The organism is Halorarum salinum, from assembly GCF_013402875.1.
Lineage (GTDB): Archaea > Halobacteriota > Halobacteria > Halobacteriales > Haloferacaceae > Halorarum > Halorarum salinum.
This window is the reverse complement of sequence record NZ_CP058579.1, coordinates 2,755,138-2,780,315: the sequence shown is the minus strand read 5'-3', so window position 1 is coordinate 2,780,315 and position 25,178 is coordinate 2,755,138. Positions and strand designations below refer to the sequence as shown.

At 70.7% G+C, this 25,178-nt stretch carries 28 protein-coding genes and 1 pseudogene; 9 read left to right on the top strand and 20 right to left on the bottom strand.

Annotation, left to right across the window (positions count from 1 at the left end):
- Positions 1–2 precede the first annotated feature (2 nt).
- Positions 3–1,025, top strand: a complete 1,023-nt coding sequence (locus HUG12_RS13790; protein ID WP_179269326.1) for a 5-methyltetrahydropteroyltriglutamate--homocysteine methyltransferase — start codon at positions 3–5, stop codon at positions 1,023–1,025.
- The gene (locus HUG12_RS13785; protein WP_179269325.1) at positions 1,022–2,104 is read left to right on the top strand and encodes a methionine synthase; all 1,083 of its coding nucleotides are present in this window, start codon (positions 1,022–1,024) and stop codon (positions 2,102–2,104) included. Before HUG12_RS13790 ends, HUG12_RS13785 begins: the two co-directional genes overlap by 4 nt.
- A gap of 138 nt (positions 2,105–2,242) precedes the next feature.
- Here HUG12_RS13785 and HUG12_RS13780 read toward each other — a convergent pair whose 3' ends face one another.
- Both HUG12_RS13780 and HUG12_RS13775 read right to left on the bottom strand, forming a co-directional pair.
- Entirely contained in the window at positions 2,243–2,560 is a 318-nt protein-coding gene (locus tag HUG12_RS13780; RefSeq protein ID WP_246308054.1) for a HalOD1 output domain-containing protein, read from the bottom strand.
- A 132-nt stretch (positions 2,561–2,692) separates the two neighbouring features.
- Entirely contained in the window at positions 2,693–3,169 is a 477-nt protein-coding gene (locus HUG12_RS13775; protein WP_179269323.1) for an Lrp/AsnC family transcriptional regulator, read from the bottom strand.
- Positions 3,170–3,321: 152 nt separating this feature from the next.
- Here HUG12_RS13775 and HUG12_RS13770 point away from each other — a divergent pair, with 152 nt between their 5' ends.
- The 4 genes from HUG12_RS13770 to HUG12_RS13755 all read left to right on the top strand — a co-directional run bounded on the left by HUG12_RS13770 (position 3,322) and on the right by HUG12_RS13755 (position 7,144).
- Positions 3,322–4,353 (top strand): ribose 1,5-bisphosphate isomerase, encoded by a 1,032-nt coding sequence (locus tag HUG12_RS13770; protein WP_179269322.1) that lies wholly within the window; start codon positions 3,322–3,324, stop codon positions 4,351–4,353.
- A complete protein-coding gene (locus HUG12_RS13765) occupies positions 4,354–5,226 on the top strand; it encodes a carbohydrate kinase family protein (protein WP_179269321.1) in 873 nt (290 codons plus the stop codon).
- A gap of 110 nt (positions 5,227–5,336) precedes the next feature.
- Positions 5,337–6,881 carry an acyl-CoA carboxylase subunit beta gene (locus HUG12_RS13760; protein ID WP_179269320.1) on the top strand — a complete coding sequence of 515 codons (1,545 nt, stop codon included), beginning with the start codon at positions 5,337–5,339 and terminating at the stop codon, positions 6,879–6,881.
- Complete coding sequence (locus tag HUG12_RS13755) at positions 6,881–7,144, top strand: acc operon protein (RefSeq protein WP_179269319.1); 264 nt, start codon at positions 6,881–6,883, stop codon at positions 7,142–7,144. The genes HUG12_RS13760 and HUG12_RS13755 overlap by 1 nt, the downstream gene beginning before the upstream one ends.
- A gap of 34 nt (positions 7,145–7,178) precedes the next feature.
- Here HUG12_RS13755 and HUG12_RS13750 read toward each other — a convergent pair whose 3' ends face one another.
- A complete protein-coding gene (locus tag HUG12_RS13750; protein ID WP_179269318.1) occupies positions 7,179–8,564 on the bottom strand; it encodes a cytochrome P450 in 1,386 nt (461 codons plus the stop codon).
- 81 nt (positions 8,565–8,645) lie between these two features.
- On the opposite strand from HUG12_RS13750, the gene HUG12_RS13745 reads away from it, so the two are divergent.
- Both HUG12_RS13745 and HUG12_RS13740 read left to right on the top strand, forming a co-directional pair.
- On the top strand, positions 8,646–9,308 hold the full coding sequence (locus tag HUG12_RS13745) for a helix-turn-helix domain-containing protein (protein WP_218836321.1): 663 nt from the start codon (positions 8,646–8,648) through the stop codon (positions 9,306–9,308).
- 74 nt (positions 9,309–9,382) lie between these two features.
- The gene (locus HUG12_RS13740; protein WP_179269317.1) at positions 9,383–11,221 is read left to right on the top strand and encodes an acetyl-CoA carboxylase biotin carboxylase subunit; all 1,839 of its coding nucleotides are present in this window, start codon (positions 9,383–9,385) and stop codon (positions 11,219–11,221) included.
- A 55-nt stretch (positions 11,222–11,276) separates the two neighbouring features.
- On the opposite strand, the gene HUG12_RS13735 is transcribed toward HUG12_RS13740, so the two are convergent.
- The 11 genes and pseudogenes from HUG12_RS13735 to HUG12_RS13685 all read right to left on the bottom strand — a co-directional run bounded on the left by HUG12_RS13735 (position 11,277) and on the right by HUG12_RS13685 (position 18,826).
- Positions 11,277–12,374: a DUF63 family protein gene (locus HUG12_RS13735; RefSeq protein ID WP_179269316.1), complete on the bottom strand. Its 1,098-nt coding sequence runs from the start codon at positions 12,372–12,374 to the stop codon at positions 11,277–11,279.
- Positions 12,375–12,489: 115 nt separating this feature from the next.
- Positions 12,490–12,687: a 30S ribosomal protein S17e gene (locus HUG12_RS13730; protein WP_179269315.1), complete on the bottom strand. Its 198-nt coding sequence runs from the start codon at positions 12,685–12,687 to the stop codon at positions 12,490–12,492.
- A gap of 43 nt (positions 12,688–12,730) precedes the next feature.
- The gene (locus HUG12_RS13725; RefSeq protein WP_179269314.1) at positions 12,731–13,372 is read right to left on the bottom strand and encodes a DUF447 domain-containing protein; all 642 of its coding nucleotides are present in this window, start codon (positions 13,370–13,372) and stop codon (positions 12,731–12,733) included.
- Positions 13,369–14,196, bottom strand: coding sequence for a triphosphoribosyl-dephospho-CoA synthase (locus HUG12_RS13720; protein ID WP_179269313.1), 828 nt, complete (start codon positions 14,194–14,196; stop codon positions 13,369–13,371). Before HUG12_RS13720 ends, HUG12_RS13725 begins: the two co-directional genes overlap by 4 nt.
- Positions 14,193–15,041, bottom strand: a complete 849-nt coding sequence (locus tag HUG12_RS13715) for a tRNA-dihydrouridine synthase (RefSeq protein ID WP_179269312.1) — start codon at positions 15,039–15,041, stop codon at positions 14,193–14,195. Before HUG12_RS13715 ends, HUG12_RS13720 begins: the two co-directional genes overlap by 4 nt.
- A complete protein-coding gene (cofD, locus tag HUG12_RS13710) occupies positions 15,038–16,030 on the bottom strand; it encodes a 2-phospho-L-lactate transferase (protein ID WP_179269311.1) in 993 nt (330 codons plus the stop codon). Before cofD ends, HUG12_RS13715 begins: the two co-directional genes overlap by 4 nt.
- A 623-nt stretch (positions 16,031–16,653) precedes the next feature.
- Positions 16,654–17,136, bottom strand: coding sequence for a nucleoside-diphosphate kinase (ndk, locus tag HUG12_RS13705; RefSeq protein WP_179269310.1), 483 nt, complete (start codon positions 17,134–17,136; stop codon positions 16,654–16,656).
- Positions 17,137–17,138: 2 nt separating this feature from the next.
- Positions 17,139–17,309, bottom strand: a pseudogene (locus HUG12_RS13700) (50S ribosomal protein L24e); the annotation flags it as partial.
- A gap of 4 nt (positions 17,310–17,313) precedes the next feature.
- On the bottom strand, positions 17,314–17,538 hold the full coding sequence (locus tag HUG12_RS13695; protein WP_179269308.1) for a 30S ribosomal protein S28e: 225 nt from the start codon (positions 17,536–17,538) through the stop codon (positions 17,314–17,316).
- Between the two features lie 6 nt (positions 17,539–17,544).
- Complete coding sequence (gene rpl7ae / locus HUG12_RS13690) at positions 17,545–17,907, bottom strand: 50S ribosomal protein L7Ae (protein ID WP_179269307.1); 363 nt, start codon at positions 17,905–17,907, stop codon at positions 17,545–17,547.
- A 274-nt stretch (positions 17,908–18,181) separates the two neighbouring features.
- Positions 18,182–18,826 carry a cyclase family protein gene (locus tag HUG12_RS13685; protein ID WP_179269306.1) on the bottom strand — a complete coding sequence of 215 codons (645 nt, stop codon included), beginning with the start codon at positions 18,824–18,826 and terminating at the stop codon, positions 18,182–18,184.
- 83 nt (positions 18,827–18,909) lie between these two features.
- Here HUG12_RS13685 and HUG12_RS13680 point away from each other — a divergent pair, with 83 nt between their 5' ends.
- Positions 18,910–19,074 carry a hypothetical protein gene (locus tag HUG12_RS13680; protein WP_179269305.1) on the top strand — a complete coding sequence of 55 codons (165 nt, stop codon included), beginning with the start codon at positions 18,910–18,912 and terminating at the stop codon, positions 19,072–19,074.
- Between the two features lie 28 nt (positions 19,075–19,102).
- Here HUG12_RS13680 and HUG12_RS13675 read toward each other — a convergent pair whose 3' ends face one another.
- The 6 genes from HUG12_RS13675 to HUG12_RS13650 all read right to left on the bottom strand — a co-directional run bounded on the left by HUG12_RS13675 (position 19,103) and on the right by HUG12_RS13650 (position 25,115).
- Positions 19,103–19,837, bottom strand: a complete 735-nt coding sequence (locus HUG12_RS13675; RefSeq protein ID WP_179269304.1) for a bifunctional helix-turn-helix transcriptional regulator/GNAT family N-acetyltransferase — start codon at positions 19,835–19,837, stop codon at positions 19,103–19,105.
- Positions 19,838–19,886: 49 nt separating this feature from the next.
- Complete coding sequence (locus HUG12_RS13670) at positions 19,887–20,309, bottom strand: hypothetical protein (protein ID WP_218836320.1); 423 nt, start codon at positions 20,307–20,309, stop codon at positions 19,887–19,889.
- The gene (locus tag HUG12_RS13665; protein WP_179269303.1) at positions 20,306–22,021 is read right to left on the bottom strand and encodes an FAD-dependent monooxygenase; all 1,716 of its coding nucleotides are present in this window, start codon (positions 22,019–22,021) and stop codon (positions 20,306–20,308) included. The genes HUG12_RS13670 and HUG12_RS13665 overlap by 4 nt, the downstream gene beginning before the upstream one ends.
- Positions 22,014–23,741: an electron transfer flavoprotein subunit alpha/FixB family protein gene (locus HUG12_RS13660; RefSeq protein ID WP_179269302.1), complete on the bottom strand. Its 1,728-nt coding sequence runs from the start codon at positions 23,739–23,741 to the stop codon at positions 22,014–22,016. Before HUG12_RS13660 ends, HUG12_RS13665 begins: the two co-directional genes overlap by 8 nt.
- A 2-nt stretch (positions 23,742–23,743) precedes the next feature.
- The gene (locus tag HUG12_RS13655) at positions 23,744–24,595 is read right to left on the bottom strand and encodes an electron transfer flavoprotein subunit beta/FixA family protein (protein WP_179269301.1); all 852 of its coding nucleotides are present in this window, start codon (positions 24,593–24,595) and stop codon (positions 23,744–23,746) included.
- Between the two features lie 190 nt (positions 24,596–24,785).
- The gene (locus tag HUG12_RS13650) at positions 24,786–25,115 is read right to left on the bottom strand and encodes a 4Fe-4S dicluster domain-containing protein (RefSeq protein ID WP_179269300.1); all 330 of its coding nucleotides are present in this window, start codon (positions 25,113–25,115) and stop codon (positions 24,786–24,788) included.
- Positions 25,116–25,178 lie beyond the last annotated feature (63 nt).

Below are 25,178 nucleotides of genomic sequence, written 5' to 3'. Positions count from 1 at the left end.
TGATGACTGACGTAGTCGCGACCACACCGGGGCTGTTCCCGCTCCCGGACGAGGCGAAGCGGGAGCTCTCCGACCTGAAAGGCCACCAGAAGGGCGACCTCGTCTCGGGCGGGGAGGGCGGACGCGTCGCCGCCGCGTACGAGCGCGTCCGGGGCGAGTTCGTCGACGACCAGATCGAAGCCGACCTCGACAGGGTCGTCGAGGGGCAGGCCCGCTGGGACGACATGCTCGCGCACCCGCTGACCGTCCACGGGAACGTCGAGACGGGCGGAATCGTCCGATACTACGACAACAACAACTTCTACCGCGACCCCCGCGTGACCGGCGAACTCGGGTTCTCGGGCGACGTCGCCGCCGAACTCGAGGCTGCGGCGGAACTGCTCGGAAGCGACGCTGGCGACCGACTCCAGGCCGTCCTCCCCGGCCCGTACACGCTCGCGGACCTGGCGACCGACGAGCACTACGGCGACGAGGCGGAGTTCCTCGCCGCCGTCTCGGAGTTCCTCGCCGGGGAGGTCGAGGCGTTCCCCGACCACGCGACGCTGTTCCTGCTCGAACCGTCCTACGTGACGAACGCCCCGGGCGACGGACTCGACGAGCGGGCGAGCGAGGCCATCGACGCCGTCGCGGGCGCGACCGACGCCGAGGTCGTCGTCCACACGTACTGGGAGGCGTTCGACGAGAAGCCGTACGCCCACCTCATGGACGCGGACGTGGACGCCATCGGCTTCGACCTCGTCGCCGCCGACCGCGGGGCGAACCTGGAGTGCATCAACGAGTACGGCACGAAGGACGACGTCGCGCTCGGACTGGTCGACGGGCAGAACACGCTCGTCGAGGAGCCACGGACCGTCGCGGAGCGGGTCGCCTGGGCCGACGAGCGGATCCCGTCCCAGTCGTTCGGAACGACGTACGTGGCGACCAACGCGGAGCTGTTCTACCTGCCGACGAACAAGCACCTCGAGAAGCTCTCGACGCTCGTGGAGGGCGCTCGGCTGGTCGAGGCCGGGGAGGTGGAGGCGTGAGCCGGAACCCCGGGAACCGCGAGCAGTTCCGCCCCGAGGGCCACCCGACCGACCACTTCCTGCTCACCACGGTCGTCGGCTCGTACCCCAAGCCGAAGTGGCTCAACCGGGCGACCGACCTCGCCGAGGACGGGGACGCCAAGTTCGACGGGGGCGACCTCGCCGAGGCCCACGACGACGCCTGTCGGGTCATCACCCACGAACACGAGCGCGCCGGCCTCGACACGGTCGTCGACGGGGAGATGCGCCGCGAGGAGATGGTGGAGTTCTTCGCCGAGCGCATCGACGGCTACGAGTTCAACGGTCCGGTGAAGGTGTGGGGCCACAACTACTTCGACAAGCCCTCGGTCGTCGACGAGGTGGCGTACGCCGACCCCTGGCTCGTCGACGAGTTCGAGTTCACCGACGCGGTCGCCTCGCGCCCGGTGAAGGTACCCATCACCGGCCCGTACACGCTGGCGAACTGGTCGTTCAACGAGGCGTACGACGACAGCGAGGTGCTCGCGTACGACCTCGCGGATCTGGTGAACGAGGAGGTCGAGAAGCTCGTCGAAGCGGGCGCGCGGTACGTCCAGATCGACGAGCCGGCGCTCGCGACGATACCCGACGACCACGCCATCGTCGGCGAATGTCTCGACCGCATCGTCGCGGGCGTCCCGGAGGACGTGCGCGTCGGCCTGCACGTCTGCTACGGCGACTACTCGCGGGTCTACCCCGAGATCAACGACTACCCCATCGACGAGTTCGACGTGGAACTGTGCAACGGGGACTACGAACAGATCGACACCTTCGCGGACGGCGAGTTCGCGCCGGACCTCGCGCTCGGCGTGGTCGACGCCCACGTCGCCGAGGTGGAGCCGGTCGCCGAGATCAAGGAGAACGTCCGGCAGGGGCTGAAGGTGGTGCCGCCCGAGAAGCTCACCGTCTCGCCCGACTGCGGGCTGAAGCTCCTCCCGCGCGAGGTCGCCTACGGTAAGATGGAGAACCTCGTGCAGGCCGCCCGGGAACTCGAGGCCGAACTCGACGCGGGCGAGGTGGAGGTCCCCGTCGCCGGCACGGCGCCGACCGCGGACGACTAGCGACCCGATCGGCGCGAGTTCCGCGGGCTCGTCCACACCGGGGCCCGGACGCCGGCCCGGAACGGATCTCCACGCCGCTCGACTCCAACGGGGTACGGGTCTCGGCGTCCGTCGCGCGTGGACGGCTCACTCCGTCTCTCAGTCGTTCCGAGCGACCGCACCGTCGGCGGACCGCTCCTCCCCCGGTGCGCGCACGTCGGACGCCGTGATCCCGTCGCGTACGGACGCCTCGACGCGTCCCGCGCCGTCGACCGCCACCCGACACCCGTTGTATCGGAAGGTGACCTCGAGGTCGGAGCCGGCGTGGGTTCCCGTGAGCGCGCTCAACGCTTCGGGGTCGACGACGTCGTACAGCGGCGGCGAGAGTTCGATCGGCGGCGTGTCGGTCGCTCTCGCGACCTCGTCGACGATTCGCTGGATGATCGCCTCACGGTCGTCGTCGGATCTCCAAGACATGGGCATCGCCCGTAGATTGCGCTAGGACGCCCTAAAACGTGACGCGAACTGTATATCTCTCTACGGTACTTTAGTACCCCGTCGAAACTCATCCGAAAAGCCATTTATTCCGCCGTAGTCGCTGCGGATGGATCACTTCTCCCTGACGTACTCGTTCCCGAAGTGGTTGAACGACCGCTCGAGTTCGCCCTTGACGATCCTCGTCTCGACGACGTCGACTCCGATCTCGTTGAGTTCGTCGACGACCGACTCCGCGCGCTCCTGGGTGGGACTGACGAGCTCGACGTGGACGTTCTCCTCGTCGGTCATCAGTTCCCTGACCGAGATGACGTTCGCGACGTTGCTCGCCTCCTCCAGCACCCGCCCGGAGTCGTCGGGCCGGATCGTCCCCGTCAGGAGGATGCGCTGGTCGAATCCGGCCTTCTCGTAGTCGATGATCGGGGAGTACCCCTTGATCACCCCGCTGTCCTCCAGGTTCCGGATGCGCGTCGCGACCGTACTCGACGCGAGGCCGACACGCTCGCCGATGGACTCGGTCGTGGCGTTGCGCGCGTCCGTCTGGAGGACGTGGAGGATCCCCATGTCGGCTCTGTCGAGGTCGAATTCCATGTTCGTACACCGATACTGGACGGAGACGCCCTTCAGTATGTTGTGCGTTCGGCGTCGGTCGGCCCGGGTTCGTCGACCGACCCCGGCGTACGGGACGGCTACGGGGCCGATCGACCCCACCACTCAAGAGCGCCGGTGGCCTACACCCGCCAATGACGACGACCGCCGAACCCGACCTCCACGAATCCGTCGAGGAGACGGCGGACGCCATCGCGACGATGGAGACGCGCGGCGCGGCGACCATCGCCGCGGCTGCGGCGGACGCGCTCGCCGCACAGGCGCGCGCCGTCGACGCCGACGACCCCGAGTCGTTCGGGCGGACGATGCGCGCGGCCGGCAGGCGACTGTACGGAACCCGCCCGACGGCCGTCTCGCTGCCGAACTCCCTCCGGTACGTCCTCGGGCGGATGGAGGGGGAGACGGTGCCGGAACTCGAGTCGACCGTGACGACCGCGGCCGCCGACTTCGCGGAACGGCTCGACACCGCACAGGAGCAACTGGGGGAGATCGGCGCCAACAGGCTCCGGGACGGCGACACCATCATGACCCACTGCCACTCTACGGACGCGCTGTCGTGCGTTCGCGCCGCCGTGGAGCAGGGCAAGGAGATCTCGGCCATCGTGAAGGAGACGCGCCCGCGACGACAGGGCCACATCACGGCGCGCGAACTCCGCGAGATGGGCGTCCCGGTGGTGCTCATCGTCGACTCCGCGGCGCGTCGGTACCTCGACGAGGTCGACCACGTCGTGGTCGGCGCGGACGCCATCGCCGCCGACGGGAGCGTCATCAACAAGATCGGCACGTCCGGGCTCGCGGTCAACGCCCGCGAGCGGGGGGTCCCCATCATGGTCGCCGCCCAGACCATCAAGTTCCACCCGGACACGCTCACCGGCCACACCGTCGAGATCGAGATGCGCGAGGAGGCGGAGGTCATCTCCGCGGACGAGCGCGCGGAACTGGGCGATCTCACCGTCGAGAACCCCGCGTTCGACGTCACCCCGCCGCGGTACCTCGACGCCATCGTCACCGAGAGCGGCCAGTTCCCGCCCGAGAGCGTCGTCACGCTGATGCGGGAACTGTTCGGCGAGTCGGCGGCGCGTCCGTGGGAGGAGTCCGGGGGTTCCGGGGGTTCGCGGCACGGGCTGGCCGGGGACGGGAGCGAGGGCGGAGCGAAGTCGTCGTAGATGCAGGTGCTCTGTGCGGGCCACGTCAACTGGGACGTGACCCTCCGCGTCGACCGGCTCCCCGCCCGCGACGGCGAGGTGACCATCGAGGAGCAGCACCAGGCCGGGGGCGGGAGCGCCGCGAACGTCGCCGTCAACGTGGAGAGCCTCGACCACGACGCCGCGCTGTTCGGTTCGGTCGGGGGCGACGAGTCCGGCCGGCTCGCCCGGCGGGAACTGACCGAGGCCGGCGTCGAGACGCACCTCGTCGAGGCCGACGGCGCGACGGCGGTGAAGTACCTCGTCGTCGACGGCGACGGGGAGGTGATGATGCTCTCGAACCGGGGGAAGAACGAGGCGTTCGAGGCGTCCGACCTCCCGGCGGGCGTGCTCGACGTCGACCTCCTGCACCTGACGAACCAGCCCCCGGACGTGGCCGCCGCGCTGGCGCGCAGGGCCGGCGAGGAGGGGGTGCGGGTCAGCTTCTCGCCCGGCCGCCGGTTCGCGGACCGGGACTTCTCGAGGACGCTCCCGCTCGCCGACCTGGTGTTCCTCAACAGGCGCGAGGCGACCGCGCTGACGAACGGCGCCGGCCTGGACGCTCTCGCCGACGGGGCGGAACTGGTCATCACCCGCGGCGCCGCGGGCGCCGAACTCAGGGCGGACGGACGCACGTACGTTCACGAGGGGTTCGACATCGACCCGCTGGACACGACCGGTGCGGGCGACGCCTTCGCCGCCGGCTTCCTCGCCGCGCGGGCCGACGGCGAGGGGTACGAGGCGGCGCTCTCGGTCGCGAACGCCTGCGGCGCCATCGCGTCGCGCTGTGTCGGCGCGCGGGCGGACCTGTCGTGGGGTGCGATCGAGTCGTTCGCGGCCGGGGCGACCGACTGATCCCCCGCCGGACCCACGCTCGCACCCGAATTTCCGTTACGGAACCCTTTTGGAGCGGCTGACCGAGAATCCCGCCAACGAATGTCCACGAAGGGTGGTCCGCCGTGACGATGGACGAGCGCATCGAGGAGCTCCGGGAGAAGCGCGAGGAGGCGCTGCTCGGCGGCGGCGAGGACCGGATCGAGCGCCAACACGAGAAGGGGAAGATGACGGCGCGCGAGCGCATCGACTACTTCCTCGACGACGGCACCTTCCACGAGTTCGACCAGTTCCGGACCCACGACACCCACGCGTTCGGGATGGAGGAACAACGGATCTACGGGGACGGCGTCGTCACGGGGTACGGCGAGGTGAACGGGCGGAAGACGTTCGTCTTCGCGCACGACTTCACCGTCTTCGGGGGGTCGCTCGGCGAGGTGTTCGCCGAGAAGGTCTGCAAGGTGATGGACAAGGCGATGGACGTCGGTGCGCCGTTCGTCGGGCTCAACGACTCGGCGGGCGCCCGCATCCAGGAGGGCGTCGGCTCGCTCGCCGGCTACGCCGAGATCTTCCGCAGGAACACGGAGGCGTCCGGCGTCATCCCGCAGCTGTCGGCGATCATGGGTCCGTGCGCGGGCGGCGCGGTGTACTCCCCGGCCATCACGGACTTCGTCTTCATGGTGAAAGACACCAGCCACATGTTCATCACCGGCCCGGAGGTCATCAAGACCGTCACGGGCGAGGAGGTGAGCTTCGAGGAACTGGGCGGCGCGACGACCCACGCGTCGACCTCGGGGGTCGCACACTTCGCGGAGGACTCCGAGGAGGACGCGTTGGACGACATGCGCCGGCTGCTGTCGTACCTCCCGCAGAACAACGTCGAGGACCCGCCGCGCGTCGACCCGTGGGACGACCCCGAGCGCGAGGACGAGGAGCTGAACTCCATCGTGCCCGACGAGCCCCGGAAACCGTACGACATGACGAACGTGATCGACAGCGTCCTCGACGAGGGCTCCTTCTTCGAGACCCACGAGACGTTCGCGAAGAACATCGTCACCGGCTTCGCCCGACTCGACGGCCACAGCGTCGGCGTCGTGGCGAACCAGCCGAGGGTGAACGCCGGCACCCTCGACATCGAGGCGAGCGAGAAGGCGGCCCGGTTCGTCCGGTTCTGTGACGCGTTCAACGTCCCCATCGTGACGTTCGTCGACGTGCCCGGCTTCATGCCCGGCACAGACCAGGAGCACGGCGGCATCATCCGGCACGGCGCGAAACTGCTGTACGCCTACTCTGAGGCCACCGTGCCCCTCCTGACGGTGATCACCCGCAAGGCGTACGGGGGCGCCTACGACGTGATGGCCTCCAAGCACATCGGCGGCGACGTGAACTACGCGTGGCCGTCCGCCGAGATCGCGGTGATGGGGCCCCAGGGCGCGGTCAACATCCTCTACTCGGACGAGCTCGCGGAGGCGGACGACCCCGACGAGCGCCGGGAGGCGCTCATCGATGAGTACCGCGAGGAGTTCGCGAACCCGTACACGGCCGCCGACGAAGGGTTCCTCGACGACGTGCTCGAGCCGCCGAAGACGCGCCCGCGGCTGATCGCGGACCTGGAGATGCTCCGGTCCAAGCGCGACTCGCTGCCCGAGAAGAAACACGGCAACATCCCCATCTGATGGCGATGGACCCCGAACGACTCTCCGTCCCCGACTCGGCCGACGACGACGAGGCCGCCGCCATCGCGGCCGCGGTCGGCGCCCACCTCCGCGACCGGGAAGCGGCGGCGGCCGAGGCGGCCGCGGCCGGCGAGGAGACGTGGGACGGCAAGCGATGGGCGTTCGCCGGCCGAACGCGGTCGCTCCAGGGCCGGGTCGAGCGCGTCCCGGACGGCGCGCCAACGGACGCCTGGACGGCGGCGGGGCGCACGGACCGGTTCTAGCGGCGGGCGACGCTTCCAGCGGTGCCGGCCAGTTCTAGCGGTGCCTGACGCGGACGCGGATCGGGTCCCGCGGCTGGAGCGTCGCCGCCGGCTCGAACGCGAGGTCGGGGTCCGAGACGAGGTCGAACCGCGCGCGCTGGACTACCGTCGCCAGCAGCAGCTTCAGTTCGAGCATCGCGAACCGCATCCCGATGCAGTGACGCGGGCCACCCCCGAACGGGAAGTAGGCGTACTCGGGGACGTCCTCTCGGGACCCCTCCCAGCGGGACGGGTCGAAGGCTTCGGGGTCGTCCCAGAATCGCGGGTCCGTGTGGAGCCGGAACGCCGGGAGCGTGAGCTCCGTGCCGGCCGGGACGCGGTAGCCGCCGAAGGCGACGTCCTCGGTCGTGCGCCGGAACATGACGTACGCCGGCGGGTACAGCCGGAGCGTCTCCCGAATCACCCGCTCCGTGTAGGTCAGGTCAGGGAGGACCCCGACGGTCGGGGTCGAGCCGTCGAGCGCGCCGTCGACTTCCTCGCGGAGCCCCTCGGCGACCTCCGGATGCTGAGTGAGCGCGTACACGACGTACGTGAGCGCGAGCGAGGACGTCTCGTGGCCGGCGAACAGGAACGTCATCAGCTGGTCCCGCATCTCCTTCTCCGAGGGGCCGTCGGGCGCCTCGCCGGCGGCCACCAGCGTCGAGAGGAGGTCAGCATGCTCGTCTCCCCCCGTATCGCGCCGCTCCTGGATGAGCCCCCCGACGAGGTCGTCGAACGCGGCGGTCGCGCCGCGAAAGCGGCGGTTCCGCGGCGCCGGGAGCCAGTGGGGGAGGAACGACGACAGCGCGCCCGCGTCCGACTTCGCCTGGATGGCCTCGGCCGCCTCCCGGACGACCCCGTACTCCTCGCCGAAGTCAGCCCCGACGAGCGTCCGGGCGAGGATTCGGAGGGTGAGCTCCGAGAACGCCGACTGCGGCTCCAGCACCGCCCCGTCGTCCCACGACCCGACCGCCGCGACCGCCTCCTCGACCATCGGTTCGCCGAACGACTCCACGCGCTCCCTGTAGAACATCGGCTGGAGCGTCCCGCGCTGCCGCCGCCACGCCTCCCCTTCCGAGAGCAGCAGCCCCCGTTCGAGGAACTCGATGCCCGACTGGCGCTGGATGTCGCCCTTCCGGAACCGGTCGGGCTCGCCCACGAGGACGCGCTCGACGTGTTCCGGGTGGAGCAGCGTCACGAAGTCGTAGCCGCCGACGCCATAGGAGACGACGTCGCCGTGCTCGGCGAGCGCGTCGTAGAACGCCCAGACGTCGTCGAGGAACTGGAACGTGTTGTCGACCAGGGGAAGTCCGTCCGGGCCCGGCGGCAGCGGAAGGTCGTCGGGGGCCGCGCCGGCACGCCCGGCGTCCGTCCCGTCGAGGGTCGCGTCCTGCTGTTCCATGGTCGGAATTCGACGGTGCGGCCCCCTCGTCGTTGGCACGAAGGAGTTAGTTTCTTTAAGTATTGCCCCGAACCACCGCCGGTGCGCTCGCTCGAGGTCACGTTCGACCTGCCCGGACGGATGCGCCACCCGATGCAGGAGTTCCTCGCGTCGACGGACGAGATACTGCGGGAGGAACTGCTCGCGTGGCACCTGCACGGGTCGGCGGACGTCGAGTACGCGTTGTTTCTCGTCCACGGTGACCTCGACGCCTACCGGGTCGCCATCGACGACGTCGGGTCGGTGCGCGACTGGGAGACGGCCGCCGTCGACGGGGAGCGCTTCTACGTGTACGTCGAGCAGCGGACGCGGGAGGCGGACCGCGCCTGGCGGACCGCCTTCGCCGAGCGGAACCTCGTCGTCACCTACCCGGTCGTGTACGACGCCGACGCCCGGATGCGGCTGACCGTCGTCGGCCGGGCCGGGGACCTCCGCGCGATGCTCGCGGAACTTCCGGGGTCGGTACGGACGACCGTCCACCGCGTCGGCGACCTGGACCGACGGCTCGGGACGGGCGGGGCCGACCTCACGGCCCGCCAGCGCGAGGTCCTGGCGGCCGCGGACGAAATGGGCTACTACGAGGTTCCTCGCCAGGGGGCGCTGGCGGACGTCGCGGACGCGCTCGGCCTCAGCGAGGCGACCGTGAGTGCACACCTCCGGAAGGCCGAGCGATCGCTGGTCACCCGGGCCCTGGAGGGGGCGTGACAGGGGGACCCCCCGTGTGGACCCGCGACGAACCGACGGTTTGAGTAGACGGCCGGGGGAAGGCCATCGCAAGAATGACCGAATTCGACAAGGTGCTCGTCGCCAACCGGGGCGAGATCGCCGTCCGCGTGATGCGAGCCTGCGAGGAACTCGGCATCGACACCGTCGCCGTCTACTCCGAGGCGGACAAGCACTCGGGCCACGTCCGCTACGCCGACGAGGCGTACAACGTCGGTCCCGCGCGCGCCGCGGACTCGTACCTCGACCAGGAGGCGGTCGTCGACGCGGCCCAACGCGCGGGCGCGGACGCAATCCACCCGGGCTACGGCTTCCTGGCCGAGAACGCCGACTTCGCTGCGAAGGTGGAGGCGACCGAGGGCATCACCTGGGTCGGCCCGTCCAGCGACGCGATGGAGACGCTCGGCGAGAAGACGGAGGCCCGGAAGGTGATGCGGGAGGCCGGCGTCCCCATCGTCCCCGGGACGACCGACCCGGCGGAGTCGGCCGAGGAGGTCCGGGCGTTCGGCGACGAACACGGCTATCCGGTCGCCATCAAGGCCGAGGGCGGGGGCGGCGGCCGCGGCATGAAGGTCGTCGAGTCGGCCGAGGAGGCCGACGAGCAGTTCGAGTCCGCCAAGCGGGAGGGGGAGGCGTACTTCTCGAACGACTCGGTGTACCTGGAGCGCTATCTGGAGACCCCCCGTCACGTCGAGGTTCAGATCCTCGCGGACCACCACGGCAACGTGCGACACCTCGGCGAGCGCGACTGCTCGCTCCAGCGCCGCCACCAGAAGGTAATCGAGGAGGGTCCCTCGCCCGCGCTCTCGGAGGAACTCCGGGAGAACATCGGCGAGGCCGCCCGCGAGGGCGTCCGCGCGGCCGAGTACACGAACGCGGGCACCGTTGAGTTCCTCGTCGAGGAGAACCCCGACCGCGACGCCGGGGACCCCCTGGACGCCGACACGAACTTCTACTTCCTCGAGGTGAACACCCGCATCCAGGTCGAACACACCGTCACGGAGGAGCTGACGGGCATCGACGTCGTGAAGGAACAGCTACGGGTGGCCGCGGGCGAGGAGCTCGCGTTCTCCCAGGAGGAGGTCGAACTGGACGGGCACGCGATGGAGTTCCGCATCAACGCGGAGAACGCCGCGGACGGCTTCGCGCCGGCCACGGGCGGGTCGCTCGAGACGTACGACCCCCCCGGCGGCATCGGCGTCCGGCTGGACGACGCGCTACGGCAGGGCGACGACCTCGTCACCGACTACGACTCGATGATCGCGAAGCTGATCGTCTGGGGCGCCGACCGCGAGGAGTGCGTCGCCCGCTCAAAGCGGGCGCTCGCCGAGTACGACCTCGAGGGCGTCGTGACCGTGATTCCGTTCCACCGCCTGATGTTGGAGGACGAACGCTTCCTGGCGGGGACCCACACCACGAAGTACCTCGACGAGGAACTCGACGAGGGCCGGATCGCGGAGGCACAGGAGAAGTGGGGGACCGAGGGCGGGTCGGCCGCCGAGGGCGGGGAGACCACCGAACGGGACTTCACCGTCGAGGTCAACGGCAAGCGGTTCGAGGTCAGCCTCGAGGAGCGGGGCGCCCCGGCCATCCCGAACCCGTCGGGCGGACGGGGGTCCGGCCGGATGGAACGGCCCGACGTCGCCCAGGGGGACGACGAGGAGGTCGTCGTCGAGGGCGACGGCGAGACGGTGGCAGCCGATATGCAGGGGACCATCCTCTCGGTCGACGTGTCCGAGGGCGACGAGGTGGCGGCCGGCGACGTCGTCTGCGTGCTGGAGGCGATGAAGATGGAGAACGACGTCGTCGCCGACCGCGGCGGGGTCGTCTCGCAGGTGCTCGTCGAAGAGGGAGACAGCGTGGACATGGGCGACGCGCTCATCGTCCTGGAGTAGCCGACCGGAAACCAGCACTCGTCCGGCCGGGAACACGCCGCTCCGATCTTCCGTTCTAGACGCCGAACGTCGCCCGAAGCACGTCGCGCGTCCCGGGCCCCATCCCGACGGCCGTGACCGCGACGAGCAGGAGGACGGCGTACCGCGGCGAGTCCTCGAACAGCTTTTCGTCGAAGATGGCGAGCACCGCGACGGCGGCGACCAGTTTCACGGGGAGGAACGGCCACGCGGCGCCGGCCGTGTCGACGATGAACTGGTTGACCGGGTGCTTGGGGACGAGGTTCGGGCCGGCGCCGAGCGCCGTCATGTAGTCGAGGCCGACGACGTTCGCCGCCCCGTCGAGCGCGTGGGCGCCGATGACGACCACGCCGGCGGCACCCGTCCCGTGGTGGATCCAGGGGACGACCGCCATCGTGAGATACCACGTCAGGGCCGTCGCGACGACCGTCACCAGCGAGACGGCGAGCAACACCTGCGGGTGGAACGTCACCGGGCCGACGCCGCCCAGTCCGAGCGCGAGGAGGGGGCCGATCGTGAGGACGTTCAGGCCGACACCGGTCCACAGGATGACCCGGTACTGGTCGGAGACGACGCCCTCGCGGACGAGCAGGACGGCGGCAGCGAGGGCGGCGAGCGTGAGCAGGAAGACGGTGAAGTAGATGATGGGGGAGATGAGCAGGGTGTCCCAGGGGTACGGGAACAGCGTGTCGCCCAGCGCGTTGTCGGCGTCCTCGAGGACGCGGAGCGCCCCGCCGAAGAGGAAGAACGGGACGAGTGCGTAGAAGAACTCGACGTCGCCGCCGAGGTCGAACTCGCGGAGCATGAGCACCAGCCCCGAGAGCGCCACCAGCAGAACGACGACGTATCCGGCCTCCGAGACGAGGGTGTAACCGGGGTAGGCGGTGATGCCGGCCGCCGACTGGCACTCCGCGGCGTTGTGCAGGTACGTCGTCTCGCCGCCGGCGCGGACCGCACAGGAGGCGTCGTTCGCGTCCGCCTGCACGGGCCCCCAGAAGTACTGCCAGACGAAGCCGTCGTAGACCGTACGGGGGAACAGTGTCGAACCGAGCACGAGCGCGAGCACCCCCGCGCCGACCGCGCCGAGATACGCGCGGATCGGGGAGACCCCGACCCGGTCCGCGAGTCCTGACATACCGGTTCGGAGGGCGCCTCCTCGTTGAAGGTGTCGGTCCTCCGTTGCCCCCCTGGAACCAGCCCGCGGAGCCGTCGCTACCGGTTCGAGATCGAACGGAGAACCGCGTGCCGAACTACGCCGCCTGTGCGGCCGCGCTCGACTTCTTGCGCGTGATGTAGCCCGCGATGCGGTTCCGCACCGCCTTCGACTCCACGTTGGTGAGCGCGGTCACGCTCTCCTTGTTCGTCTCGAAGTCCCGGTTGAACGACTGGGGATACTCCTCGAGCAGCATGGTCGCGAGCTGTTTGACGTACTTGGGTTTGATCGGCATGCCGGGACGTTCGGGCAACGACGACTAAAAGCGTTCGAAACGCTCACCGACGGTCACGCCAGCCGGTGACCTTCGAGAGGCGCTCGAACGCCTCGCGCTCGGGGGCGCCGCCGCACCGGTCCACGACGGACTCGAGGCACGCGAGTCGATCCACCAACGCGGACGACTCGTACCCCGGCACGTCCAGCCGGGAGGCGGCGACGGTCGCCTCCACCACGGCGCCGAAGCCGCGGTTGATGGTTCGAACGCCCGTGTGCTCGACGGCCGCCTCCGTCGGCCGGAGGTGCCAGTCGACCCACTCGGTGTCGCCCTCGGAGCCGCTCCGTACCCGCTCGACGGCGACTCGGGCCCACGCGTCCGCCGAGTCGAGCACGGGGTCCGGCTCCTCGCGGACCGTCGCCGCGGCGTCGACGAAGTCGCGCGGGTCGGTCACGAACTGGACGACCCCCTCGCCCCGCGCCTCGAAGTTGCGGCGGGTGCGGGTGCGTCCCCACGTCCTCGCACGGACCGCCCCGGGTAGCCCCTCCGCGCCGTCGGAGCGACCGGCGTCGGCGCCATCGGCCGTCGGTGCGTGAAGCCCCAGCGCCGCAAGGTTCCACAGATCGTTCGGCCCGAGCGTCGCGACGACCGACTCGGTGACGCCGCGGAGGTCGACCGGCCAGTCGGCGGCGCCGTCGGCGGTCACACCTCGGCCCCCCGTTCGAGCGCGACGAACAGCGCGGCCGCGGTGAGGTCCGCCGTCGTTCCGGGGTTGACGCCGCGCTCGACGAGTTCGTCGGCCCACGCCTCCGCCTCGGCCGTGGATTCGATCCCGGCGGCGCGCTCGCGGACCTCCCGGGCCACCTCGGGCCCGTGCTGGACCCGGACGAGCGTGTCCTCCGATCCGGCCAGCAGGTCGAGAAACGCCCGCGCCGCGCGGTCGGCCATCGGTCCGTCGTCGGCCAGCATCGACTCGGCCGCGCGGAACGTCCGCGGGAAGCCCTCCCGCCACTCGCGGGCGTTCGCGTCGCCCTCCGAGCGGGCCAGCACGTCCGCCAGCGTCAGGTCGCGGTCGCGGAGCACGGGCACCGCGTCGACGCCGCACCGGACGTCGAGCGCGTCCATCCCCTGCGGGGGGTCGGCGACCGCCACGTCGGCGTGCTCGAACGCGCGGTAGAAGCCCGCCGCGTCCTCGACGGTCGTCGCGTCTCGAACGGCCGCGACCCCGTCCGGAGAGAGGTCGCCCGCCGCAGCGGCCTTCACGAGCGGGACGAGCAGCAGCAGGCAGCCGAACTGCGTGTTGCCGCCGGACTGCCGGCTCATCCCCTCCACGGCGGTCTCGAACGCCTCGCCCACCGGCGCGCCGCCGGCCGCCAGGTCGAGTCCGGGGCGTGCGCCGACCGCGCCCGCGAGGAAGTGCTCGAAACGAAGGTTCGCGAGGTCGCGGTGTCGGTCGACGTTGCCGGGCTTGGGCGTCCCGGCGACCTCGAGGAGGAGCGCCAGTTCGGCGTTCGCGGCTGGATCGGTCACGGCCGGCCCTCCCGTTCCGACTCCGGTCGCTTCCCCCGTCCCTCCCCGTCGGCGACGAACCACCCGTCGACCGCCCGCCGCACCCGTCGGAGCACGCGCGGGTCGTCGCTCGGCCGGCCGACGCTCACCGCGTCGGCCCCGTACGCCAGGTACTCCCTGACGGTCCGCTCGTCCCTGACCCCGTTGTTGGCGACGACGAACAGGTCGGGTGCGGCGTCGGCGACCGTCGCCACGACGCCCTCCGAGTCCATCGCGTCCACGTGGACGGCGTCCCCGCCGGCGGCCCCGATCGCCCCCGCGGTCTCGGCCAGGTCGACGCCCGGCACCTCGGCGCGCACCTTGACGGACACCGCCGCGTCCGCATCGGCCGCGGCAGCGACGTACTCGGCGAGCCGCTCGGTGTCGCGGAGGAGCGTCTCTCCGCAGCCTGCGGCACACAGTTCCTCCTGTCGGCAGTGGGCGTTCACCTCGAGCACCGCGCCGTGATCGGCACAGATCCGGGCGGCCTCCCGGACCGGTTCGACCGTCGCGCTCCGGACGTTCACGCCCGGTCGGACGTCGACCGTCGCGTCCCCGAGCGCACGTAGCTGGTCGTCCATCCACGCCAGGGGGTCCGGCGGGAGGAACTCGGACCGGTCGCGGTCGGCGACCATCGCTCGCGCCGCGTCCCTGCTCGCCCCGTCCAGCGCGACGCCGCCGAGGAACGCCGCGCCCGCGTGCTCGGCGCCGGCACGGGCCCACTCGTGGTCCGATTCGCCGGAGAGCGACGCCAGCGCGAGGCGCGGTTCGAACGGCGGATCGGACGGGTCCGACGCCGCCGGACCGGACGTCGGTGGATCGCTCATCGGACCGCCTCCAGCGCCGTCCGGCAGGCGCGTGCGACGCGCTCGGCGTCGGCCTCGTCGTCGATCCGCGTGTCGGTCCGGACGACCGGGCGATCGAGGTCGGTGCCGTCCCCGTCGTCGAGGACGAAGGCGTCCGCGAAGGGGTACGCCTCGGCGACGCCGGCGGTGCTCGGGTCGTAGCCGACCCCCTCCATGAGGTCGGCGACCGGCCCCGAGAACGCCCGGTCCCCCACGAACGGCGAGACGGCGACGACCCGGGTGTCGCGCAGCGCCGCCTCGATGCCGGGGACGGCGAGCATCGGCCCGATGCTGGTGACGGGGTTCGAGGGGCCGACGATCACGTCGTCCGCGAGGGCATCCAGGGCGGGCTCGGACGGGTCGGCCGCCTCGGCGCCGCGGAACTCCACGCCCTCGACGGTCGGCTCCCCCCGGTTCGCCACCCAGAACTCCTGGAAGTGCATCTCGCCCTCGGCGGTGTGGACGATGCTCGCCACGGGGTCGTCGCTCATCGGGACGAGGTCCACTTCGAGGCCGAACGCGTCCGCGAGGGTCCGGGTGACCTCCGTGAGCGTGTACCCCTCGTCGAGCAGCGACGTGCGCGTGAGGTGGACCGCGCGGTCGCGGTCGCCGATCTCCATGAACTCCGCGACCGCCGAGAACCGTCGCCAGCGCGCGACGTCGCGCCCGGCGGTCTGGGCCTCGTCGTCGAGGTAGCGGGGGCCGGGATCGAGGCCGGCGGCCTCGGCAAGCCTCGAGAGTTCCTCGTGCGTCTCGGTCGTGTCGCCGGCGATCCCCCACCAGCGCTCGCGGTCGAGGACGTCGCCGCCCGCGAAAAGCACCGTGTCGAGGTCCGGGCAGACGAGGTGCCCGCCGAGTTCTACGTCGTCGCCGGTGTTGCCGACGACCGTGGCGTCCCCGGGGGCGAAGACGGGGGCGGCACCCTCCAGTAGCTTCGGCGTGCCGGTGCCGCCGGCCAGGAACGTGACCATGCGTGGTGGGTGGGTCCGGGGGGACTTGGACCCTTGCGATACCGGAGCCACGTGTGTCAGTACGATCGATGCAAGGCGAGATGACTGGGGGCGTCGACAATGACTTGAAAGCCCCGGCTTCTCGGCTCGGTGCGGCCGCCGCGCTCCTCGTCACTCGGCCTTCGGCCTCGTTCCCGCGGTGCTTGACGGTCCGCGCCTTCCCCGAGAAGCCGGCCCCTTTCAGTCCCACCCCGTGGGACGGTCGGGTCGTCGCGTGGGCTCCCCACGCCTCCCCGGCGGGCGCGGCCCGCTCCCGCTGGTCGCTCGCGGTGCGCCCGCCGCATCCCGTCGACCGTCAACCGGCTAGCGTCACCGTAGACTACCGACGGCGTGCGCGTTCGGTAGTCGGGCCTGCTTCGCCCGGTCGGGAAGCCGGCAGGGTGGGAATGGAAGGGGCCGCGGCTCTCGGCGACGGTGGACGACGCAAGCGCTGGAGCGCGAACGGAGCGAGCGCGAAGCGCGCAGCGAGGCCCCCGAGCCGAGAGCCGCGGGGGCTTCCGCGGTCGTCGCCGGAGTAGCTGCGGTGCTGTCGGCGATAGCACAACGAATCCGAGAACGGCAAACGACGGAAGAACGTTCGCTAACTAGTGATCGCCAGCGTCCTCGTACACCCACTCCGCGGTGCCGAGGTCCCAGTCGACCAGTTCGTCCTCGTCGAAGAACAGCGCGATCTCGCGCTCGTTGGCGCCCTCGTCCTCGTGGTCCGAGCCGTGGATGACGTTCTGGCCCAGGTCGAGCCCGAGGTCGCCCCGGATGGTGCCCGGCGCCGACTCGGCGGGGTCGGTCTCGCCCATCATGGAGCGGACCTGCCGCGTCGCGTCCGCGCCCTCCCAGACCATCGCGAAGACCGGCCCGGAGGTGATGAACTCGACGAGCCCCTCGAAGAACGGCTTGCCCTCGTGCTCGCCGTAGTGCTCGTGGGCGAGCTCCTCGTCGATGCGCATGAACTTGCCGCCGACGAGCTTCAGGCCGCGGTCCTCGAACCGGGAGACGATCTCGCCGATGAGGCCGCGCTGGACGCCGTCGGGCTTGACCATCACGAAGGTTCGCTCGTCGTGGTGGCTCATTCCCTCCCCGCCTCGGTCCACTCCAGATCCCGGGCCTCGCGCCCGAGATCGGCGTTCTTCTCGCACTTCGCCGAGCAGAAGTGCGTGATGCTCCCGTCCGTGTGGACGAACATCGTGCCCGTCCCGGGCTCGATGTCCGCGCCGCAGTAGTCGCAGGTTCGGTGCTGTGGCATTGGTTTACTGACCTCCGATGGAGTCCGCGTCCCGCTGGGTCTCGCGCAGCTGGAGGACGTCGCCCTCCTGCACGGGACCGAGAACGTTCCGCGTGATGATGCGGCCCTGGTTGTCGCCCTCCCGGATGCGGCACTTGACCTGCATGGCCTCGCCGTGCATCCCGGTCTTGCCGACGACCTCGATGACCTCGGCGGGCGTCGAGCCGCTCTCTTGTTCTTCAGCCGACATGGTCGGTTACCGGAGTTCCTCGACCTTGGCCGTGATGTCCCCGACGTCGTCCTCGGCGTCGCCGGCGTCGGTGATGGCGGCGGCCGCGGAGCCGACCTCGAGGCCGGCCGCGTGGCCGACGTCGTCCTGGGTCTCGATGAAGACGTAGGCGATCCCCTTCTCCTCGCACAGTTCGGGGAGGTGCATCACGATCTCCTCCGGTTCGACGTCCTCGGCGACGTAGACGAGCTGCGCGTTGCCGCGCTCGACGGCCTTGGTCGTCTCGTTGGTTCCCTTCTTGACGGTGCCTGTGTCGCGGGCGACCTCGAGCGCTTCGAGGCTTCGCTCCGCGAGGTCCGCGGGTACATCGTAGTCGACGTATACTGACATTGGTTGGTCTCCTCCTCCCGGCGGCTCGACTTCCCCGCCGATGTAGATCCCTGACGACGGAGAGGCTCACGACCCCGGGAAGGGTGTACTTCCACGGTTGGCCGGGTTGCCGTATAAACGCTTTCAATGTATCCCGTCCGTGTGAGTGCAGTACACGGTTTCGGCGCCACGTTTTCTGCGGCCGATCGCCGATCCGGGGCGGCCGACGCTCGACGGCGGATGCTCGGTCTCGAACGTGTCGACGTCCGGCGGACGCGGGGTCCGCCGGCCCGCCTCACCCCTCGAACTCGGCGACCACCCGAGCCGGAGCCCCGTCGGCGTCGACGCGCAGGGGGTACGCGGACACGGAGCAGCGCTCGGGAAGGTCGCCGAGTCCGATCAGGTTCTCGACGACGAGCAGGCCCGCGCCGAGCAGCGCGCGGTGGGCCGGCACCCCGTACCCCTCGAACCCGTTCCCGCCGTCCGAACCCGGCGTCGGGTCGGGGCTGAAACAGTCCAGTCCGACCGCGAACCCCCGGCCGGCACAGCGCTCCGCGGCGGCCCGAGAGAGATACGGGTGCGCCCGGTATCGGTCGGTCCCCCAGCGGTCCTCCCATCCGGTGTGGAACAGCACGAGGTCCGCGTCCGTTCCCGGAACCGCCTCCGGTCCGATGGCCTCGCGCGGGTCGAGCCCCGTCGCGTCGACGACGTGCGCGTCGAACTCGAACGCGCCTGGCCCGAACTCCCCCAGCGTCGCGCCGTCGGGTTCGACGTGGCTCGGCGCGTCCACGTGCGTTCCGGTGTGAGTCCCCAGTTCGAGCGCCGTCACGCGGTAGCCGTCCGACGCCATGCTCGCGTGTTCGGCCACCGAGACGGCCGGGTCGCCCGGATACGTCGCCATCCCGTCCTCGACCGGCCGCGTCAGGTCCCGGAGCGTCATCGGGCGTCCGTCGTCGGGGCGACGTGTAAAGCCGGTCATCGTCGCCGACACACCGATTAGCCGCGCGCGAGAAGGGCGGAACGATGGTCGAGTGTTCCGAGCCGGACTGCGGCGCGCCCGCGTCGGTTCGACTCCACGTCCCATGGGCGGACGATCGGAACGTCTGCACGGCTCACGGTCGGGCGCTGGTCCAGCGGGAGGGCGTGGTCGCGGAGCCGCTGGTCGACGCCGACGGCGAGTGGAACTGACGCCGAGCGTCCCCGACGGCGGGCGGCTTTAGTCGAGCCGCTTCGCCATCATCACCTCGTCGACGTACTCCTCGTCGATCCGGTAGTGGTCGGAACGCACCGCTTCCGTCTCCCAGCCGTGGTCCTCGAGGAACGCGATGGCGTTCTCGTTCGTCGCCGGGACGCTGTTGTACAGCTTCTCGAACCCCTGTTCGCGCGCCCACTCCTGACCGCGGGCGAGGAGCCGTTCGCCGATCCCCTTGCCGCGGTACTCGGAAAGGAGCCCCACCGTCAGCACCGCGGTGTGGCTCAGTTTCGCCGCCTCGGGGAGGTCGAGGTGGACCCACCCGACCACCTCGTCGTCGACGACGGCCACGAAGAACAGCCGGGAGCCGAGCTGGTTGTGTCGGAGCACGACCTCCTCCGTCTCGACGACGTCCGCGACCGTCTCGGCCTCGATGTAGCTCCCGTCGCCGGCGACGCGCCGGATGACGTCGACGAGCCCGGAGAGGTCGCCCTGTCCGGCCTGCCTGATGAGGTAGGTCACGCCGTCCGACTCGTACTCGCGACTCTCCTCCTCGCCGTACGCGACGGTGAGCTTTCCGTCCACGCGCCGGACGTAGCCGTCCCGCTGGAGCACGGTCACGTGGTGGCCGAACGCCGTCGGGTCCATGTTGAGCGCCCGTCGCGCGGCGTCCTCCCGGACCGTCCCGTGCTGCTCGACGTACTGGTACAGGTCCTTCCTGTCGTCGTGGCTGAAGGAGAGTCGGTCGGTGAGTTCCATGAACGTTGATAACAATTAGCACCACTTAATTCTACGTGCTGCAGGCGCCTCAGCCGTCCGGGACGCCCGTCAGAAGCCCCGCCGTGGCGACGATGTCGTGCGTCTCCACCAGCAGTTCCGCGGCCTCGCGGACGGTCACGTCCGGGTCCGTCTCCACCCCGTACCCGAGGGCGTACACCGCGAGCCAGTCGTTCGTGGCCCGGTGGAGCCCGTCCATCTGTCCGGACGACAGCCGTTCCTGGTCCCCGGTCCTGGCCCGGACGTAGCGGGCGACGACCGGGCCGAGACCGTCCCTGGCCGCCTCCAGGGCCACGTCGGCGTCCGGCGGGTCCGACGGAGGATTCGCGGACTCCCGCGCCCGCCGAGCCTCGGTCGAGAGCCGTTCGATCGAGGCCGGACCATCCGTCCCGCCCGGGCGCTCCCCCGAGGGCCGTCGGGTACCCGGCGCCGGAGGCTCCCCCGGATCGCTCATCCCTCGTCGAAGGCGACGCCCTTGCCGCCACGCGGGTGGGTCCACTCGGTGTCGGCGACGACCGCGCACGTCCCGCACTCCACGCAGGGCTGGGTGTCGAGGCTCACGACGCGCTCCTCGCCCCCGTTCACGCGGACGGTCTCCTCGCGGTAGCAGCCCCCGCCGAACCCCTCGGCGCTCACCGGGCAGGCCGTGACGGCGACCCCGCTCGCCTCGAACGACTCGTCCACCAGTTCGATGTGCGGGTTGCCGACGTCGGTGTCGTAGGTGAGTTCGCCGATGCGCTCCTCGAGGGTCGGCGGGTCGGCGTCGTTCGCGCCCGTCGCCCGCTCGCCCAGTTCCTCCGCGAGCACCGTCGGGACGGTCACGTAGGAGGTGCGAGTGTCGGGGATCATGCCGAGGACGAACGGCGAGTTGAACAGGCGAGCGGCCAGCCCGCCGGTCGCCCGGAGGCCGAACCGACCGACCGACGAACGCGCGACCGAGTCCAGCACGTTCGTGACGGCGTCGGACTCGCTCAGCCGCCGGGTCACCTCGTAGCGCGTCGGCCGGAGCTCGTCCATCACGCCCTCCTCGCGGAGCTTGCTCGCGTACAGCTCCCCCGCGCTGTGGGGAGCGTTGCGCGACTTCGCCTCGACGTACGCCTCGGCCGCCAGCCCGCCCGCGTTGACCGCGTGGTTCATCCCCTTGATGATGGGGCCCTGCGCCTGCATCTGGCCGGCGGCGTCGCCGACCAGCAGCATCCTGTCGCGGTGGGGCGAGCCGTGCGCGACCTTCTTCGAGTCGGGGACCAGTTTCGCCGAGTACTCCCGCTCGCTGTACTCGTCGGGCAGCCACTGGCCCAGGTGCGGGTGGGTGAGGAGGCCGTCGAGGAGTTCGTGCGGTTCGGCGCGCTCCTCCGCGAGGCTGTCGAGGTGGAAGACGGTCCCGATCGACAGCGAGTCGCGGTTCGTGTAGAGGAACCCGCCGCCCCGGACGCCGTCGAACAGGTCGCCGCCGAACAGCCTCGCGACGCCCTCGTCCTCGGCGACGTCGAACCGATCGGCGATGACGTCGGGTTCGACGTCGACGACGGCTTTCACCCCCTGGAACCACTCGTCGGGCTCCTCCCAGTCCATCAGCCCGGCCGCCCGCGCGAGTTCGCTGTTGACGCCGTCGGCCGCGATGACCACGTCCGCGCGGATGGGGTCGAGTTTGTCGCAGGTGACGCCCACCGCCTCGCCGTCCTCCCAGAGGAGTCCGTTCACGCGGACGTCGGTGAGGAGGCCACCGCCGGCCTCGGCGGTCCGCTCGTGGACGCGCTCGGCGAGCCAGGAGTCCATCCGACGCCGGAGCACCGAGTCGACCCACGCCGTGTCGTGTTCGTGAACCCGCTTCAGGTCGATCGTGTGGACTTCGTCGCCGGCGACGTTGTCCATGTAGTTCCGGGTGACGGGGCGCTCGGTCGCCTCCTCGCGGAAGCCTGGGAACAGGTCGTCGGCGGTGTAGGCGGCCGACTTCCCGGCGTAGATGAGCCCGCCTGAGACGTTCTTCGACCCCGCCTCGACGCCCCGCTCGAGCACGAGCGTCTCGACGCCGTTGTCCGCGAGGACGGCCGCCGCGGCCGCGCCGCCGGGGCCGGCCCCGACGACGACGGCCTCGAAGCGCTCGGCGTCGGTTCCGGTCGTCGCGTCGGTTCCCCCGTCCGTGTCGGCGTTCCGTGTGTCACTCATCGTCATCACTCTCCCGTTCGCCGTCGGCGTCGCCCGCCGGCGTGGCCCCGCCGTCGGCGGCCACGCCCAGTTCGCCGGCCTTCACCGCGGCCGTCAGTTCCGGGAGCACCTCGAACAGGTCCCCCTCGATGAAGTAGTCCGACCAGTCGCGGATGCGTGCCTCCGGGTCCGTGTTGACCGCGACGATGGTGTCCGACTCGTCGCAGCCGACCTTGTGCTGGACCGCCCCGGAGATGCCCGCCGCGACGTAGATCTTCGGTTCGACGACCTGCCCAGTCTCCCCGATCTGGCGCTCCTCCCGGGTGTACTGCTCGACGTGTCCGTCGAAGTTGTACGAACCGGTGACGATGCCCCGCGAGACGCCCACGTCGGCGTCCTCGAAGGCGTCGGCGAGTTCGACCGCCAGTTCGATGCCGCGCGTCGGATCCGCGCCGATGCCCCGCCCGACGGCGACGACGACGTCGTGGCCCGTGAGGTCGACGCCGGCCGAGAGCCGGTCGAACTCCGTCACGTCGACGCGGAACCAGTCGTCCTCGAGGTCGGCGTCGTGCTCGACGACCAGCCCCTCGCGATCCGGGTCGGGTTCGGGGAGGTCGAAGCTCCCCGGGATGACCGAGGCGCCTTGCGGGTGGAACTCCCGGTTCGGGTTGTCGAGACAGAGGATGGTCGAGTACTCGAACCCCGAGAAGTCCGGGCGCTTCATGTGGAGCACGCGCTCGAACGTCCGGTTCGACCCGGCGCTGCCGGTCTTCACCGGGTTCGAGATGACGGTGTTCTCGATGAACAGCCCGGAACAGTCCGAGGCGAGCCCCGAGTCGAGTTCGCCCTGGACCAGCGCCGAGAGGTCGCGGCCGTTGTTCGTCGCCGGATACAGGGTGTAGCGGGGTTCGTCGTACTCACGCCAGTCGGCGGACTCGCCCTCGCGGCCTTCACCCTCGTCGCGCGAGGGCGGGTCGGCGCCCCAGCGGGCCATGTCCGCGAACACCTCGGTGTAGGGCTTGTGTCTGAAGCGTTCCAGTCGCTCGTCCTCGTGGTAAACGACCACGTCGGCGCCGAGTTCGATGCACTCGTCGGCGTGGCCCCGCACGTCGGAGCCGATGAGCACCGCGACCACCCGTTCGGGGTCCGCATCGTCGTCCAGGTACCGGTCGTTGTAGCCGTCCATCATCGTCCGGGCGTGGCCGAGCATCTCGCGGGACACGTCCAGCAGGTCGCCCGCCTGCGTCTCGCAGTACACCCACATGTCGCCGTAGGTGCCGTCCGCGAGCGCCTTCACGTAGCGCTTGTCCGCGGTCGGGTGGTCGAGGTCCGGGTGGCGTTCCTCCGGGGTCTCCGGCTCGGTCTCCTCGGCCTCACCGTCCTCGCCGCCGCCCTCCAGCGAGTCGATGCGCCGCTCGATCAGGCGGACGACCGAGTCGCGGTCCTCGCCCGACCGCTCGCGGTCGAGGACGTCCCGCAGGCGGTCCACGTCGTCGACGTCCTGCAGGGCGTTGCCCACGTCCGCGGCGCTCATCCCCGCGAGGTCGAGTTCGGCGTCGCCCGCGTCCTCGTCCTCGGAGAGCTTGTCGATGCGGCTCCGGATGACGGTGAGGACGGGGGCGCGGTTCTCGCCGTCCTCCTCGGCCGCCAGCAGTTCCTCGAGCTCCGCCGCGCCCTCGATGCCCTGGACCTTCGGACCGAGCTCCGACACGTCGTAGTCGGCGGGGTCGAACGGGGGCACGGTCAGTCACCCCCCGCGAACGGTGCGAGTTCGTCCACGACCTCCCCCATCGCCTCCGGGTCGCCGGGGTCCACCACCGTCGCCTCGCGTTCGGACGGCGCCTTCGGGATGGGGTCGACCGACTCGACGATGGTCGGAGAGCCGTCCAGCCCGACGTAGTCGGGGTCGAGGTTCAGCTCGGCGTGGTCCCAGAACGTCACCTCCTCCTCGGCGGTCTCGGCTCGCTCCCGGGCCTCGGCTCGCAGCCGCTTTCGTTCCAGCCGGTGTCGGGCCGTGCGGTAGGACGGCTCGAACTCGGGGTCGGCGACGACGAACGCCGGCAGCGGCGCCTCGACGGTCTCGATCTCGGAGACGTCGCCCTCCACGAGCCGCTTCGCGCGGACCCGTTCGGCCTCCTCGTCCACGTCGAGCGCGACGACGTGGGTGATGAGGGGCATGTCCAGACACCAGCACGTCTGGGGCCCGGTGTGGCCCGTCTCCCCGTCGGCGGTCTTGAACCCCGCGAAGATCAGGCTCGGCTCCCCGAGGTGCTGGATCGCCGTGGCCAGCGTGATGGCCGTCGCCCAGGTGTCGGCCGCGGCGAACTGCTTGTCCGAGATCAGGAACAGGTCGTCCGCGTAGACGGACTCCATCGCCTCCCGGAGCACGCTCGTGTAGCCCGGCGGCCCCATGCTCATCACGTCCACCCGGCCGCCGTGCCGGACGCGCGTCTGTAACGCCGCCCGCAGGGCGTGTTCGTCGTTCGGATTCATCGTCGTCGGGGTGTTCCCCCGCTCGAGGTGGCCGTCCTCGTCGAACGACACCTTCCCCTCGCGGAAGTCGGGAACGCCCTTCGTCAGAACTACCGTGTGCATTGGAAACACTCGTCGTCCGGTGTTTCCTAACGAAAATTAATAACTGTTGCTCCGCTGAGAGCCGAGCCTTCCCCGGAGCGACGCGGAGGCGCCGCTGGGGGACCGCGGCTGACCGGGACCGACGGGCCCCCGTGCGACTCGGGCCCGCGGCGCGAGCGTGACCGCGCGCCGGAGCGGGTCGACCTGGACCTCAGTGCCGTCCGGCCCGGCCCGCGTCCACGTCGATGGCGTCCACGGGGCAGACGTCGACGCAGATCATGCAGTCGATACACTGGTCCTCGTTGGCGGGGTCCGCCTTCAGTTCGCTCTCGGGGTGGCCCGGCGTGTCCACCCACTCGAACACGTCGACCGGGCAGTCGTCGATGCACGCGCCGTCGCCGAGGCAGATGTCGAAGTCGACGGCGACGTGGGTGCCGTGGATGCCGAGCGTCTCGGGCTCCTCGACGGGCCCCCACACCTCGTGCCCCTCGTGTTCCTCCGCGACCTCGCGGTTCTCCTCGAAGCTCGGATCGATGGCCATCCTACCTACCTCATGAAAGTCCATCTAATTAAACCACCCGGCGACGCCACCCCGCCCGCGGCG